Source organism: Nocardioides sp. SYSU D00065 (assembly GCF_017916425.1).
GTDB lineage: Bacteria > Actinomycetota > Actinomycetes > Propionibacteriales > Nocardioidaceae > Nocardioides.
Window position 1 is genome coordinate 857,952 of sequence record NZ_JAFMSX010000001.1, and the last position, 13,508, is coordinate 871,459.

At 71.9% G+C, this 13,508-nt stretch carries 13 protein-coding genes; 9 read left to right on the forward strand and 4 right to left on the reverse strand.

Annotation, left to right across the window (positions count from 1 at the left end):
• Positions 1 to 120: 120 nt before the first annotated feature.
• Positions 121 to 990 (reverse strand): class I SAM-dependent methyltransferase, encoded by an 870-nt coding sequence (locus tag J3P41_RS04225; protein ID WP_210648959.1) that lies wholly within the window; start codon positions 988 to 990, stop codon positions 121 to 123.
• A 45-nt stretch (positions 991 to 1,035) separates the two neighbouring features.
• Here J3P41_RS04225 and J3P41_RS04230 point away from each other — a divergent pair, with 45 nt between their 5' ends.
• From J3P41_RS04230 to J3P41_RS04255, 6 genes are all read left to right on the forward strand, one after another.
• The gene (locus J3P41_RS04230; protein ID WP_210648960.1) at positions 1,036 to 3,714 is read left to right on the forward strand and encodes a TIGR03773 family transporter-associated surface protein; all 2,679 of its coding nucleotides are present in this window, start codon (positions 1,036 to 1,038) and stop codon (positions 3,712 to 3,714) included.
• Positions 3,711 to 5,291 (forward strand): anchored repeat ABC transporter, substrate-binding protein, encoded by a 1,581-nt coding sequence (locus J3P41_RS04235; protein WP_307861820.1) that lies wholly within the window; start codon positions 3,711 to 3,713, stop codon positions 5,289 to 5,291. Before J3P41_RS04230 ends, J3P41_RS04235 begins: the two co-directional genes overlap by 4 nt.
• A 67-nt stretch (positions 5,292 to 5,358) precedes the next feature.
• Positions 5,359 to 6,378, forward strand: coding sequence for a choice-of-anchor M domain-containing protein (locus J3P41_RS04240; protein ID WP_210648961.1), 1,020 nt, complete (start codon positions 5,359 to 5,361; stop codon positions 6,376 to 6,378).
• Positions 6,375 to 7,175 (forward strand): anchored repeat-type ABC transporter ATP-binding subunit, encoded by an 801-nt coding sequence (locus J3P41_RS04245; RefSeq protein WP_210648962.1) that lies wholly within the window; start codon positions 6,375 to 6,377, stop codon positions 7,173 to 7,175. Before J3P41_RS04240 ends, J3P41_RS04245 begins: the two co-directional genes overlap by 4 nt.
• Positions 7,172 to 8,074, forward strand: a complete 903-nt coding sequence (locus tag J3P41_RS04250; protein WP_210648963.1) for an anchored repeat-type ABC transporter permease subunit — start codon at positions 7,172 to 7,174, stop codon at positions 8,072 to 8,074. The genes J3P41_RS04245 and J3P41_RS04250 overlap by 4 nt, the downstream gene beginning before the upstream one ends.
• Positions 8,071 to 8,868 carry a lytic transglycosylase domain-containing protein gene (locus J3P41_RS04255; RefSeq protein ID WP_210648964.1) on the forward strand — a complete coding sequence of 266 codons (798 nt, stop codon included), beginning with the start codon at positions 8,071 to 8,073 and terminating at the stop codon, positions 8,866 to 8,868. The genes J3P41_RS04250 and J3P41_RS04255 overlap by 4 nt, the downstream gene beginning before the upstream one ends.
• A gap of 58 nt (positions 8,869 to 8,926) precedes the next feature.
• On the opposite strand, the gene J3P41_RS04260 is transcribed toward J3P41_RS04255, so the two are convergent.
• Positions 8,927 to 9,268 (reverse strand): metalloregulator ArsR/SmtB family transcription factor, encoded by a 342-nt coding sequence (locus J3P41_RS04260; RefSeq protein ID WP_307861821.1) that lies wholly within the window; start codon positions 9,266 to 9,268, stop codon positions 8,927 to 8,929.
• Positions 9,269 to 9,295: 27 nt separating this feature from the next.
• Positions 9,296 to 9,595: a hypothetical protein gene (locus tag J3P41_RS04265; protein WP_246861449.1), complete on the reverse strand. Its 300-nt coding sequence runs from the start codon at positions 9,593 to 9,595 to the stop codon at positions 9,296 to 9,298.
• A 133-nt stretch (positions 9,596 to 9,728) separates the two neighbouring features.
• Between J3P41_RS04265 and J3P41_RS04270 the strand changes: the two genes are divergently transcribed.
• The 3 genes from J3P41_RS04270 (at position 9,729) to J3P41_RS04280 (ending at position 12,267) form a co-directional block, all read left to right on the forward strand.
• Positions 9,729 to 10,307 carry a helix-turn-helix domain-containing protein gene (locus J3P41_RS04270; protein ID WP_210648966.1) on the forward strand — a complete coding sequence of 193 codons (579 nt, stop codon included), beginning with the start codon at positions 9,729 to 9,731 and terminating at the stop codon, positions 10,305 to 10,307.
• The gene (locus J3P41_RS04275) at positions 10,304 to 11,095 is read left to right on the forward strand and encodes an SRPBCC domain-containing protein (RefSeq protein ID WP_210648967.1); all 792 of its coding nucleotides are present in this window, start codon (positions 10,304 to 10,306) and stop codon (positions 11,093 to 11,095) included. The genes J3P41_RS04270 and J3P41_RS04275 overlap by 4 nt, the downstream gene beginning before the upstream one ends.
• A 137-nt stretch (positions 11,096 to 11,232) precedes the next feature.
• Positions 11,233 to 12,267 carry a CARDB domain-containing protein gene (locus tag J3P41_RS04280; RefSeq protein WP_210648968.1) on the forward strand — a complete coding sequence of 345 codons (1,035 nt, stop codon included), beginning with the start codon at positions 11,233 to 11,235 and terminating at the stop codon, positions 12,265 to 12,267.
• Between the two features lie 98 nt (positions 12,268 to 12,365).
• Here J3P41_RS04280 and ychF read toward each other — a convergent pair whose 3' ends face one another.
• The gene (gene ychF, locus J3P41_RS04285; RefSeq protein ID WP_210648969.1) at positions 12,366 to 13,442 is read right to left on the reverse strand and encodes a redox-regulated ATPase YchF; all 1,077 of its coding nucleotides are present in this window, start codon (positions 13,440 to 13,442) and stop codon (positions 12,366 to 12,368) included.
• Between the last annotated feature and the right edge of the window lie 66 nt (positions 13,443 to 13,508).

Consider the following 13,508-nt stretch of genomic DNA (forward strand, 5'->3'; position numbering starts at 1 on the left):
TCACGTCCGGAGCGGGCGCGCGCCCGCTCAGCGTGACGATAATCGTTCTCATTATTTATTAGCAAGTGCAGTGCCCCGGATGCAGGCCGGAGGGCGTCGTCGCGATGACGCGTGCAGCGATCACAGCGTCGTCACCCAGTAGGGCACCCGGCACACGTAACCCGCCGCTCCGGGTGTCGCCGACGACCGGACGGCGCTGAGCACAGCCGCTCGCGCCGCCGACCACTGCTCACCCAGGGTCCGGCGGGCCATCAGGATGGGAGCGCTGTACTGCTCCATCAGGTGGACGAAGGCCTCCGGCGACTCGAAGACCAGGTCGAACTCCCGCTCCTCCACCGTGGCGCCGGCGCCGGCCACGTCGCGGATCCCGGCGACGGACTCGTGCCACGGGGCCGGGACGTCCGGGTGGTAGCGGGACATGAGGCGCCGGATGTCACCGAAGAGGCCGTTGGGCGACCAGCTCGTGAAGACGACATCTCCGCCGTCGCGCACCAGCCGGCGCGCCTCCGCCACCGCACGCTCGGGATGGTCGGCGAAGACGAGTCCGAAGGTGGAGGTCACCACGTCCGCGCAGTCCGAGGGGAGGGGTACGTCGACCACGTCCGCCTCGAGCCACCGGACGTCCAGGCGCTCGGCCGCGGCACGCCGCGCCGCCTCGGCCAGCAGGCCGGGGCTGATGTCGACGCCGACCACCGATGCTGCCCCCTCACGGGCCAGCGTCAGCGCCGTGACACCGGTGCCCGTCGCCAGGTCGACGGCGTCGCGGCCGCGCACCTCCAAGGCGGCCACGAGATCGCGCCCCGGCGCGGCCCACATGTCTCCCACGATGCCGTAGTCACCGGTCGCCCAGAACGTGCTGGCGTCCATCCCCATCCCTTCGATCGCCATCTCGATCCCATTCCTCCCCTCGCCGTCGCTGCCCGCACCGATCGCAGCCCGTCGCGATTCACCGTCGACGCCGGACTTGGCACCCGGCGCATCCTCAGTCAATAATGATTATCAGAAGCATTCTCGTATCTGGCTAGGACGGTCCACATGACGGCACGACCCCGCGTCAGCGCAGCGCTGACGGCACTCGTCGCACTCGTCGCCGTGAGCGTGGGGGCCGCCGGGACGGTCGAGCTCACCGCCCCTGCCGCCGCGGCCGACGGCTTCGCGCTCGAGCTGGACCACGGGCACGTCGACGCCTTCACGCTGACGTGGGGCACCGGGCTCGAGCTCGGCCTGCAGGAGGACGTGACCGGTCATCACGTGCAGCACGACCCGGAGGACGTGCTGATCACGGTCAAGGACGAGGCGCGGATGACGCTCCCCTCACCGGTGCCGCCGAGTCTCTCGTTCCTCGGCGCGGCCGGCAGCGACGTGTGGTTCCTGCCCCAGACCCAGGACCCGGACCTGGTCTGGCCGGGGTGGAGCACCGAGCGGATCCCCACCGGAGTCTTCTCCGACCCGATGCGCATCCACGTCGACAGCGTCGACGGACCTGGGGAGGTGTTCCTGTGGCAGACCGGTCCGTTCGGCGAGTCGACCTCGGTCCTCGACTCGGGCGGGTTCCGCCTGCCCGGTCGCATCCAGACCAAGGTCAACGCACACGTCCACGCCAACTGGGCCTTCACCGAGCCCGGCCGCTACACCTTCACGGTCCGCGCGAGCGGCACCCGCACCACCGGCGACACCGTCCAGAGTGCGTCGCGGACCTACAGCTTTCAGGTCGGCGGGGCCGGTCCCACGGACCCCACGCCGCCCCCCACCTCCGATCCCACACCCGACCCCACGCCCGACCCCACGCCCGACCCCACGCCCGACCCCACACCTGACCCCACGCCCGGCCCCGACCCTCAGCCCACTCCGGGCGGGACGTGGGACGTGCCCAACGGCACGGTCAACGCACGCGGGGCGACGGTCCTCAACGCCGGTCACGTCGACGTGGCCTCCGTGCTCGAGGGCGGGCAGCTGACCACGCGCATCAAGGACACGACCACCTCGGCCACCGTGTGGCGCGAGCCTGCCCGGACCGTGCTGCAGCTGCTGCCCCGCTCCCGGGCGACGGTCCCGGCCAACCCGGCGTACGGCTTCCTGGGCGCGCCCGGCGCTTCCTTCTACCAGGTCACCCAGACCCAGCAGCCCGACCTCCTCTGGCCCGGGTGGTCGACCGAGAGCGTCCCCGCCGCTGCCACCACCGGCGGCGTGCTCTGGTCGCTGGACGACATGTCCGGACCCGGCGAGTTCGCGATCTACGAGACCGACCCCTTCGGCCGCCCCTCGGTGCTCTTCAACACCCGCGACGGGATCACCCAGGCCGACCGGTTCACGATTCCCAAGAACACCCATGCCCACGGCTCGTGGGCGTTCAGCGCTCCGGGCCTCTACTGCCTCGCCGGGCAGCGAGTGGCCGAGCTGACCTCGGGCCAGTCGGTCTCGGACCGGTTCGTGCTGGCCGTCGCCGTCGGCACCGCCGACGTGATGGGCGTCGACCCCGCGCGGTGCGGCGAGCAGGTCGACGTCCAGGCTCCGGCAGTCGCTCCGCCGAAGGCCGACGACGGATCCCGGGGCGGCAAGGGGTCCAAGGGCTCCAAGGGCTCCAAGGGCGACGAGGACGAGCCGGGCACCGACACCGGCACGGGCAGCGAGGACCAGACCGCGGACTCCGACAGCACGTCGGCGACCTCCGGCGCATCGACCGGACCCGGCTTCGAGCGCTGCGTGCCGAGCGACACCACGACGGGCGGCGGCACGGGGCCCACGCCCACCGCTCCCCCGCTCCCGACCACCCAGCGGCGCAGCACCACGGTGCTGTCCGCAGGGCACATCGACTACGCCTCGCGCATCGTCGACGGGCGGCTGGTCTCGCAGGTCGGCGACGACACCTCGGGCTCGAAGGTCTACCGCGAGCCGTCGTCGGTCGTGCTCTGGCTCAAGCCCGAGTCGCGGGTCACCCTGCCGTCGGGCTACGGACAGGTGGGCAGCCCGGGGACCACGGTCTGGCAGGTCCCCCAGACCCAGAACCCGTCCCTGATCTGGCTGGGCTGGAACACCGAGCAGCTCAACGCCGGCAACGCCCGCGGCACCGTCACCTGGCGCCTGGACCGCGTCCAGGGCCCGGGAACGGTCAAGGTCTACCTCTCCGGGTCCTTCGGCGGTGTCCAGGACATGGTGTTCTCGGGTGCGGGCTCGTCCTACTCCATCCCGCTCGGCGTGCACACCCACGCCAACTGGGCCTTCAGCGAGCAGGGGACCTACCGGCTCACCAGCACCCAGAGCGTCACGCTCGCCGACGGGTCACGCTCCTCCGACACCGAGACCCTGACGATCGCGGTCGGCGACGTCGACCCCACGTCGACCGGCACCAGCGGCGCCAGCACGGCCGAGACCGGCACCTCCTCCGACACGTCCGGGGCGGACGCGGGCACGGGCTGCGAGCCGGCGTCGGCGACCGTGCCGACCTCCTCGGGCGGCGACCAGCGTCTCGCCGGCGCCGCGCCCCAGGTGGCTGCTCCCGAGGCGTCGGCCGAGTCGTCCCTCGCCCTCCCGGACGAGGCGGTCGCCGCCCAGTCGACCGGGACCGGCGCGGTCGCGGCGCCGTCGGCGTCCGACCCGGTGCCGCTGCTCCTCGGCGCCCTCGGCGGCCTGCTGCTGGTGGGCGCCGGCGGGACCGGGCTGCTGTGGTGGCGCCGGCCCGCATCCCCCACGGGCTCGTGGGAGCCGGCCGCGTGACTCCCACGTCCTCCAGGTCACGCCGGGTCGGCGCGGCGGGGCTGGTCGCGCTCGCCTGCGCCCTCGTCGCCGGCTGCGCCACCAAGCCGGCGCTCTCCGCGCGGGGCGAGCGGCTCCAGGTCATCACCACGACCGGGCTCCTCGCCGACCTCGTCTCCCACGTCGGCGGCGACCGGATCGACGTCGCCTCGCTCGTGCCGGACGGGGGCGACCCGCACTCCTACGAGCCCACGCTGCGCGATGCGCGCAACGTCGTCTACGCCGACGTGGCGTTCTCCAACTACGCGCTCCTCGAGGAGCGCAACGTCATCAAGACCCTCGACGCCAACCTGCCCGAGGAGGCGGTGAGCGTGTCGCTCGCGGAGGAGTCGGTGAAGTACGCAGCCGAGCTGATCCCGCTCGTGGAGGACGTCAACCTCGACACCGTCTGGCTCGGCCTGCGCGCCCACGGGGACGAGGGCGAGCTCGGTGCCACCCGGACGTCCGAGGTGCTGCTCTCGGCGACCGGCGCCACCGGCCCGGGTGAGGTGTACGCCTACCTCACCGGGTCGTTCGGCGACACCGACGTCTACCTCGACTCCTCCGACGGCTTCGATGCCGCCGACGGCTACCGCGACGACACCATGTCGCTGCCCGCCGACGCCCACACCCATCTGTCCTGGGCCTTCACCGAGCCCGGCGTCTACACCCTCGACCTCACCGCCCGCCTGCAGGTCGACGACACCTCCCGGCCGGTCGACATCGACGAGCAGACGTTCACCTTCGCCGTCGGCGTCGACCCCGCCGAGGCCGGTGTCGAGGACCCGGTGGTCCTCGAGGAGGGCCACGCCGACCTCACCGCCGACCTGACGGACGGGGAGCTCGAGGTCACCTACGACCCGGAGGGCGGCGGGCACGCCACCCAGCAGACCCATCCGGCCGACGAGGTCGTGATCGACGTCCCGGCCAAGGCCCTCGACGAGGTGCCCGCCGGCTCGCAGTTCTCGTTCATCGGCCGCGCCGGCGACGCGGTGTACCAGCTCCCGCAGGCGGTCCTGGGCAAGCACGTGCACGGGGAGATCGACCCGCACCTGTGGCAGGACGTCCGCAACGCGATGGCGTACGTCCAGCTCATCCGCGACACGCTCATCGCCGCCGACCCCGAGGGCGCGAGCGACTACGCCGCCAACACCCGCGCGTACGTCGCCGAGCTCGAGGAGGTCGACGACTACGTGCGCGAGACCATCGCGCAGATCCCGGAGGCCGACCGCCAGCTGGTCACCACCCACGACGCGTTCGGCTATCTCGCGAAGGCCTACGACGTCGAGGTCGCGGGGTTCGTCGCGCCCAACCCGGCCGTCGAGCCGTCGCTGTCCGACCGGCGCAAGCTGGCCCAGACGATCCGCACGCTCGACGTCCCCGCGGTGTTCCTCGAGCCCAACCTCGTCGCGCGCTCCTCCACCCTCACCGAGGTCGCCCGTGACGCGGGCATCGCCGTGTGCGACATCTACGGCGACTCCTTCGACGACGAGGTCGCGACCTACGCCCAGATGATGCGCTTCAACGCCGACAGCCTGCGCCGCTGCCTCACCGACTGACCCTGCCCGACCGCCCCCTCCCGACCGGCCCGAGCTGATCCTCCGCCGGCAGACCACGAGAAGAGCCATGACCACCTCGACCCGCCCACGCCGACTGGCAGCCGCCCTCGGCGTCCTCGTCCTGGCCCTGACCGCCGTACCCGCGGCGACGTACGCCGCCGAAGGTGACCGCGACGGCGACGGGGCCCTCGACCAGAAGCTCGACGACCTCGCGATCGTGCACGGACCACGCGTACTGGAGGCCGGGCACGTCGACATGGGCCCGAAGTTCGACGGCGACGACTGGCGCTTCCTCATCCACGACGACGTCTCCAAGGCCGACGCCGACGCGACGAGCGTGTGGCGCTACCCCGACGAGACGGTGTTCCGCGTCCTCGACCAGGCGCGGCTGACCCAGCCCGACGACCCGGCCTACGCGTTCACCGGCGCAGCGCCCGGCGACCCCATCTGGGTCGTGCCGCAGACGCAGAACCCGGAGGTGGTGTGGCTCGGGTGGAACACCCAGGACCCGCGCGTCATGGAGACGATCGACCGGGGCGTCACCCTGTCGCTCAGCGGCGTCGATGGCCCCGGCACCGTCACCGTCTATCTCCAGTCGGGCTCGTTCGGCGAGCCCGAGGTCCTCTGGGACTCGCGGAAGTCCGGCGAGCAACCCCTGTGGGTCGACGTGAACACCCACACCCACGCCAACTGGGTCTTCACCGAGCCCGGCGTCTACCTCCTGCGCCTCGAGGCGGAGGCGGACCTCATCGACGGCACCACCGTCAGCGACACGCAGTACCTCCGGTTCGCCGTGGGGACCGAGACCTCCACCGACGAGGCGCTCGCCGCGTCGTGGAGCGGACCCGCCGAGCCGGAAGAGTCGGAGCCGTCGGACGGCGGCGCAGCCGAGCCGGCCGCCGCCGGGTCCGACGACGGCGTGCTCGTCCCGGTCCTGGTCGGCGCGATCATCGTCGTCGCCCTCGCCCTGATCGCCGGCTTCGCGGTCGCCCTCACCCGCAGCAACCGCGCGCGCAGGCAGGTGCTCGGTGCCCGCGCCGGCGGCCCCGACGGCGGCCCCGACGGCGGACCGGAGGTGGCCTCATGAGCGCGACGACGGAACACGGGACCTCCGCGGCTCCTCGCGAGCGTGTGGCGTCGGCGCTGGTCGTCGACGACCTCCACGTCGCGCTGGGCGGGCGACCCGTGCTCACCGGCGCCACCCTCCGGGTCGCCGAGGGCGAGCTCCTCGGGCTCATCGGGCCGAACGGCGCCGGCAAGACCACGCTCCTGCGCACCACGCTGGGTCTCGTGCAGCCGACCGGCGGCGCGATCACCGTGGGCGGCCGCCCGGTCCGCCCGGGCCGGGTGCCGGTCGGGTACGTGCCGCAGCGCCACGAGTTCGCCTGGGACTTCCCCGTCTCGGTCGCCGGCACCGTGATGACGGGCCTCACCGGGTCGCTCGGCCTGTTCCGGCGCCCACGCGTGGCCGACTGGGAGGCTGTCGCCGACGCCCTCGAGCGGGTGCAGATGACCGCGTTGGCCGAGCGACCCGTGGGGCAGCTGTCCGGAGGCCAGCGGCAGCGGGTACTCGTCGCCCGCGCGCTCGCTCTGCGACCCACCGTGCTGCTGCTCGACGAGCCGTTCACCGGCCTGGACCTGCCCACCCAGGAGCTGCTCGCCGATCTCTTCGCCGGCCTCGCCCACGAGGGCCGAGCCGTGGTGATGACCACCCACGACATCCTCGGCGCGCTCGACATCTGCGACCGCATCGCGCTCCTCAACCGCACCATCGTCGCCGAGGGCACGCCCGCCCAGCTCGCGGACGACCCGCAGGCGTGGATGGCCGCCTTCGGCGTGGGTCCCGACTCCGCGCTGCTGCGCGTGCTGAAGGCGGCGGCATGAGTCCCCTGGAGTTCCTCACCGACCTGGTCAACCCCGACCTCGCCTTCCTGCCCAAGGCGCTCGCCGTCGCGGTGATGTCGTCGCTGGTCTGCGGCGTCGTCGGCTGCTACGTCGTTCTGCGCGGCATGGCCTTCATCGGCGACGCCGTGGCGCACGCCGTCTTCCCGGGGCTCGCCGTCGCTTTCGTCGTGTCCGGCAACCTGGTCGTCGGCGGCACCGTGGCGGGCATCATCACCGCCGTCCTGGTCGCCCTGTTCTCCCAGAACCGCCGCCTCAAGGAGGACTCCGTGATCGGCGTCTTCTTCGCGGCCTCGTTCGCCCTCGGCATCGTGATCATCGCCCAGGCACCGGGGTACGCCGGGTCGCTGCAGCAGTTCCTCTTCGGCTCCATCGTCGGGATCCCCACCTCCGACCTCTACGTGGTCGGCGTCACCGGCCTCGTCGTGCTCGCAGCGCTGTTCGCGCTGCACAAGGAGCTCGTGACGATCAGCCTCGACCGCGAGTCCGCGCGAGCGCTGGGCGTGCCGGTCTTCTGGCTGGACCTGGTGCTCTACGTGCTCATCACCCTCGCGGTGGTCATGTCGGTGCAGACGATCGGCAACATCCTCGTCCTGGCCCTCCTCGTCACTCCCGCCGCGACCGCCCGGCTGCTGACGGACCGCCTGGGCGTGATGATGGCGCTCGCTCCGGCGGTCGGCGGGTTCTCCGCCCTGGCCGGGGTCTACGTCTCCTGGTCCTGGGACCTGCCGACCGGCGGGACCATCGTGCTCGTCCTCACCGCGGCCTTCCTGGGGGCCTTCTTCCTGTCGCCGCGGCAGGGCCTGCTCGCCCGCGTCGCCGCCCGGCGAGCCGAGCGATCGCTGTCGCCGACGCTCCCAGCCACCGGTGACCCGCGATGAGCGGACCGACGTCCCGCCGCTGGCTGGTGCCGGCCCTCGCGATCGTCCTGCTGGTGCTGGGCACCATCGCCGTCACGCTCGCCGTCGCCCTCGCCGTGACCCGGGACGAACCCGCCCCGGCCTCGAGCACGGCCGACCCGCGATCCTCGGAGCAGCAGGTCCCCGTCGTGCCGCGCGACGACCACGTCGGTGCGGCCACGAGCACCGCAAGCGGCGTCGCCGAGCTCGCCGACCCCGCCTGGGTGAGCGCGAGCGCTGCGGCCCTCGACATACCGCCGCGCGCGCTCGCCGCGTACGCCGGAGCGTCGGTCGCGGTCACCGACACGCACCCCGGCTGCGGGCTCGGCTGGAACACCCTGGCCGCCATCGGGGAGGTGGAGTCCGAGCACGGCACCATCGGCCGCTCCGTGCTCGACGACGACGGCGACACCGATCCGCCGATCCTCGGGGTGCCCCTCGACGGTGACGGAGTGGCCGAGATCCCCGACACCGACGACGGGAGCCTGGACCAGGACGCGGAATGGGACCGCGCGGTCGGACCCATGCAGTTCATCCCCTCCACGTGGGAGGAGCACGCGACCGACGGCAACGGCGACGGGGTGCCGGACGTGCACAACCTCGACGACGCGGCCCTGACCGCCGCCGCCTATCTGTGCAGCACCGGCACGGACCTCACGCAGCCCGACGACTGGACCGCCGCCATCACGTCGTACAACCCCGACGCTGGCTATCACAACCGGGTCGCCGAGGCCGCCACGCGCTACGCGGAGGCTGTTGCCGGCGGCGGGAACTGATCCGCGGGGTGACGCCCTCCCGCCACGGAATCCGGCGCCGGGCGGGTAGGCCGACCTCTCAGGCCGGCGAGCCGGTCTCGGCGCTGTGGTGCAGCGCGTCGAGGAACACGTGCGCCACGTGGTCGTCGGCGATGCGGTAGACGACGTTGCGCCCGTGGCGCTCGCCCTCGACGAGACCAGCGTGCTTGAGCCGGGTGAGGTGTTGGGAGACGAGGGGCTGGGAGGCGCCGAGGAACTCGACGAGCTCGGCGACCGTCTGGGGCTGCGAGGTGAGCCGGTGCACGATCGCGGCTCTCACGGGAGCAGCGAGCGCGGCGAAGACGTCGGCGACCGGACCGTAGCTGTGGTCGATCGCGACGGCCCCTAGTCCTGGTCGCGCGGGTTCGTCACCGGGTGTCACCCCCCGAGCCTCTCACGCGGACGGGGCTCAGTGCTCGTCGTAGTGGTCGCCGTGAGCGGCGTGGCGGTGCTCGCCGTGGAGGAAGTCGACGTGGTCGTCGTGCTGCACGGTGACGTGCCCGCAGTCGTCTCCATGGGTGTGGTCGGAGTGGTCCTCCGCGTCGACGTGCGCGTCCACGTCGTGCTCGTCGTAGTGGTCCTCGTGCTGGTGGTGGACGTGGCCGTCGTGCAGGTAGTCGGTGTGGTCCGCGTGCCGCACCGCGGCGTGGCCGCAGTCGTCACCGTGGACGTGGGTGTGGTCGGCGTGGACGTCGTGGGTGGTGGTCACGATGGACTCCTCAGAGGGAAGGCGAGGCCGGCGATCGGCATTCATCAACATATTAGCATGTGCTGATGTGTTGTCGATCCGGCGATCGCCCGGAACCCTTGACAAGAATTCTTGTCAGCGGGATGGTGACTGGGTGCAGGACGTCGAGGTCATCGAGAGCGCGGAGGCAGCAGCCGCCGCGCTGGATCCGGTCCGCGCCCGACTGCTCGGCGAGCTGGCCCAGCCCGCCTCCGCCGCCGGGCTCGCCGCTCGAGTCGGGATCGCGCGCCAGAAGGTCAACTACCACCTCAAGGCGCTCGAGGCGCACGGCCTCGTGCAGCTGTCCGGCGAGCGCCGGCACGGAGGCATCACCGAGCGGTTCCTGCAGGCATCGGCCGCGTCGTACGTCGTGTCTCCGGCGGCGCTCAGCGCGTCCGCGGCCGACCCGGACGCCAACGCCGACCACCTGTCGGCGAGCTATCTCGTCGCGCTGGCAGGCCGGCTGGTGCGTGAGGTCGGCGCCCTGGCGCGCCGCGCCGGCGCCTCTGACAAGCGCCTGCCGACCCTGACGATCGACACGACGATCGGCTTCCGGTCGGCCGCCGACCGGGCTGCCTTCGCCGACGACCTGACCGCCGCGGTGCTCGACCTGGCAGCTCGCTACCACCACGACGACGGCCGCCCGCACCGGCTCCTCGTCGCCGCCCACCCCCTTCCCGAGGAGAACCCATGAGCACCACCCCCCACGTCCCGTATCGCCTGGAGTTCAGCGTCGAGGTCCCCGGCACCCCGGAGCAGGTCTGGCAGGCCATCGCCACCGCCAAGGGCATGAGCGCCTGGTTCACGCCGACCGCGATGGACGAGCGCGAAGGCGGCTCCCTGCACTTCACCATGGGCCCGGAGATGGGCTCGGACGGCCAGGTCACGGCATGGGAGCCGCCCCGCCGCCTCGTCTACGAGGAGGACTGGGCCGCCCTCATGGGCAAGGACGCCGAGGCGCTCAGCCCGCTGACGTCGGAGTTCGTCGTCGAGGCACAGTCCGGGGGAACCTGCATCGTGCGCGTCACCAGCAGCGGCTTCGGGACCGGCGCCGACTGGGAGTCGGAGTTCTGGGACGACATGGGCACCGGCTGGATGCCGTACTTCGACAACCTCCGCCTCTACCTGTCGCACTTCCCCGGCCAGGAGGCCGCCCACCTGGAGGCGAGCGCCTCGCACCCTGGCGACGTGGACGCGCTGTGGACGGCGCTGCACGACACGCTCGGGCTCGGCGACGAGGGCGCGACCGTCGAGGTGCGCGGCGCCACCGGCACGGTCGAGCGCGTCGGTGACCGGCATGCCCTGGTCCGGCTGACCGCGCCGGTCCCCGGGATGCTCAGCGTCTCCGTGTGGGACGAGGGCGACGGCAAGGCGACAGCGACCGTACGGGCGTACCTGTTCGCCGCCGACGCCGCGGACTACGTGCGACGTGAACAGCCGGCCTGGCAGGCCTGGCTGCAGGAGATCTCCGTCCCTGCCTGATCGCCTGCCGGTACCGGACGCGGTGCCGATGCGGGTGGGTCAGTCCGGACAAGACGGGCGCAAGCAGGGGACAAGTCGCCCGCGTGAGACTGCACCGACGCTCAGCGCGTACGACGACCCACTCGAGGAGACCTCCCATGTACCTGAAGAACCATGCCGGCGCAGCGCAGCGGTTCCGCCCGGCGCGGACCGCCGCGGTGCTCGCCGCCGCGTGCCTGACCGCGAGCCTGGTGCCGCCAGCGTCCGCCGCGCCGTCGCCGCGGCCCGACCTCGCCGTCAAGTCGGTCACCGTCACGGCCGCAGCGAAGCCCGGCGAGGCGATCTCCGTCTCGGCGAAGGTGAAGAACGCCTCCAAGCGCAAGGCACCGGCCACCCGGATCACGTTCGCGTTGTCGACGGACAAGTCCGGCGGCGACATCGCGCTGCCGGTCAAGAGCAAGGTCAAGACGCTCAAGCCGGGCAAGAGCGCGTCGGTGAAGGCGAGTGTGGTGCTGCCCGCCAGCACCCCGGACGGCAGCTACTTCGTGATCGCCTGTGCGGACGCCGGCAAGAAAGTCCGGGAGAGCAAGGAGAAGAACAACTGCCGCGCCTCCGCCGCGCCCGTCAAGGTCGCCGGCGACGTCGCAGTCGCAGGCGACATCGAGGGAACCCTGTCGGGGACCCTCACCTTCACGGACACCGGCGAGAGCAGCACCGGCGAGTGGGACACGTGGAACCGCTCGGCCCAAGCCACCGTGAACATGTCGGTCAGCGGTCCCCCCCTCGACGAGGTGTTCGCCTCCACGGGCAGCACGTACACGGTCAACGGCACGCTGGACGACTTCAAGATCCCGCCGGGCTGCGACCGTCGGCGCAGCGAGACAGGCGGCGGCACCCTGGCGTACACCGGCAACGCCTACACCGACAACGTGGCGGGGAAGTTCACCAAGACCGACCTCAGCGGTCTGGGGCTGCTCATCAATCTGCCGTACACCGCGGTGACCACCGAGTCGGACTGCGAGGAGCCCAAGACGACCACCGCATCCTCGACGGACTTCAACGACATCACGCTCACGCAGGTCAGCCGGTCGGCGACCACCGTGACCTACCGGGTCTCGGAGTTCGTCGGGGCCTACAACGTCACGTCGGACTGGGACTCCATCACGGGCGAGCTCGTCCTCACCCTGAAGTGACCCTCGACTGAGAGCCTGCCGCGAGCCGGGCACGGTGCACCCCCGGGTGGACCGTGCCGGCTTTCGCGTGCTCGACACTGCGCCCACGCGCGGGTCATTCAGACGTTGAAGCGGAACTCCACCACGTCGCCGTCGGCCATGACGTAGTCCTTGCCCTCCATGCGCACCTTGCCGAGCTCACGCGCCTTGAGCATCGAGCCGGCGGCCACGAGGTCGTCGAAGGAGACGATCTCGGCCTTGATGAAGCCCTTCTGGAAGTCGGTGTGGATCACACCCGCCGCCTCGGGGGCGGTCGCGCCCTTGCGGATCGTCCAGGCCCGCGTCTCCTTGGGGCCGGCGGTGAGGTAGGTCTGCAGGCCGAGGGTGTCGAAGCCGACGCGGGCGAGCTGGTCCAGACCCGGCTCCTCGATGCCCATCTCGGCGAGCATCTCGCGGGCCTCGTCCTCGTCACCGAGCTCGACGAGCTCGGACTCGAACTTCGCGTCGAGGAAGATCGCCTCGGCCGGGGCGACGATGTCGCGCATCCGCTGCTTGAGCGCCTCGTCGGCCAGCTCGTCGGCGTCGCAGTTGAAGACGAAGATGAACGGCTTCGCGGTCAGCAGGGACAGCTCGCGCAGCAGGGAGACGTCGACCTTGGAGTCGATGACGCGGGTGCCCGACTCCAGCACCGACAGCGCCTCCTTGGCGGCGTCGACGGTCGCGGCGAGCGACTTGTTGCCGCGCGCCTCCTTCTCCAGCCTCGGGATCGCCTTCTCGACGGTCTGCAGGTCGGCGAGGATCAGCTCGGTCGAGATCGTGGAGATGTCGGAGGCGGGGTCGACCTTGCCGTCGACGTGGGTGACGTCCTCGTCGCGGAACACCCGGGTGACCTGGCAGATCGCCGCGGACTCGCGGATGTGCGAGAGGAACTTGTTGCCCAGGCCCTCGCCCTGCGAGGCGCCGGCGACGATGCCGGCGATGTCGACGAACTCGACGGTGGCGGGCAGCACCTTGGCCGAGGAGAACAGCTCGGCGAGCTTGGGGAGCCGCTCGTCCGGGACCCCGACGACACCCACGTTGGGCTCGATCGTCGCGAACGGGTAGTTCGCCGCGAGCACGTCGTTCTTGGTCAGGGCGTTGAAGAGGGTCGACTTGCCCGCGTTGGGGAGACCGACGATGCCGATGGTGAGAGCCACGGGCCGGGAGTCTACGGCGGCCGGGCGTGCGGGCACGAAAGCGCGAGAGGGCCCGGCCGCGGCGGC

Bases quoted from the DNA above. Each gene is read 5' to 3' on its own strand.
- J3P41_RS04240 (WP_210648961.1), top strand. From the start codon at position 5,359: ATGACCACCTCGACCCGCCCACGCCGACTGGCAGCCGCCCTCGGCGTC.
- J3P41_RS04280 (WP_210648968.1), top strand. From the start codon at position 11,233: ATGTACCTGAAGAACCATGCCGGCGCAGCGCAGCGGTTCCGCCCGGCG.
- J3P41_RS04250 (WP_210648963.1), top strand. From the start codon at position 7,172: ATGAGTCCCCTGGAGTTCCTCACCGACCTGGTCAACCCCGACCTCGCC.
- J3P41_RS04245 (WP_210648962.1), top strand. From the start codon at position 6,375: ATGAGCGCGACGACGGAACACGGGACCTCCGCGGCTCCTCGCGAGCGT.
- J3P41_RS04275 (WP_210648967.1), top strand. From the start codon at position 10,304: ATGAGCACCACCCCCCACGTCCCGTATCGCCTGGAGTTCAGCGTCGAG.
- J3P41_RS04255 (WP_210648964.1), top strand. From the start codon at position 8,071: ATGAGCGGACCGACGTCCCGCCGCTGGCTGGTGCCGGCCCTCGCGATC.
- J3P41_RS04230 (WP_210648960.1), top strand. From the start codon at position 1,036: ATGACGGCACGACCCCGCGTCAGCGCAGCGCTGACGGCACTCGTCGCA.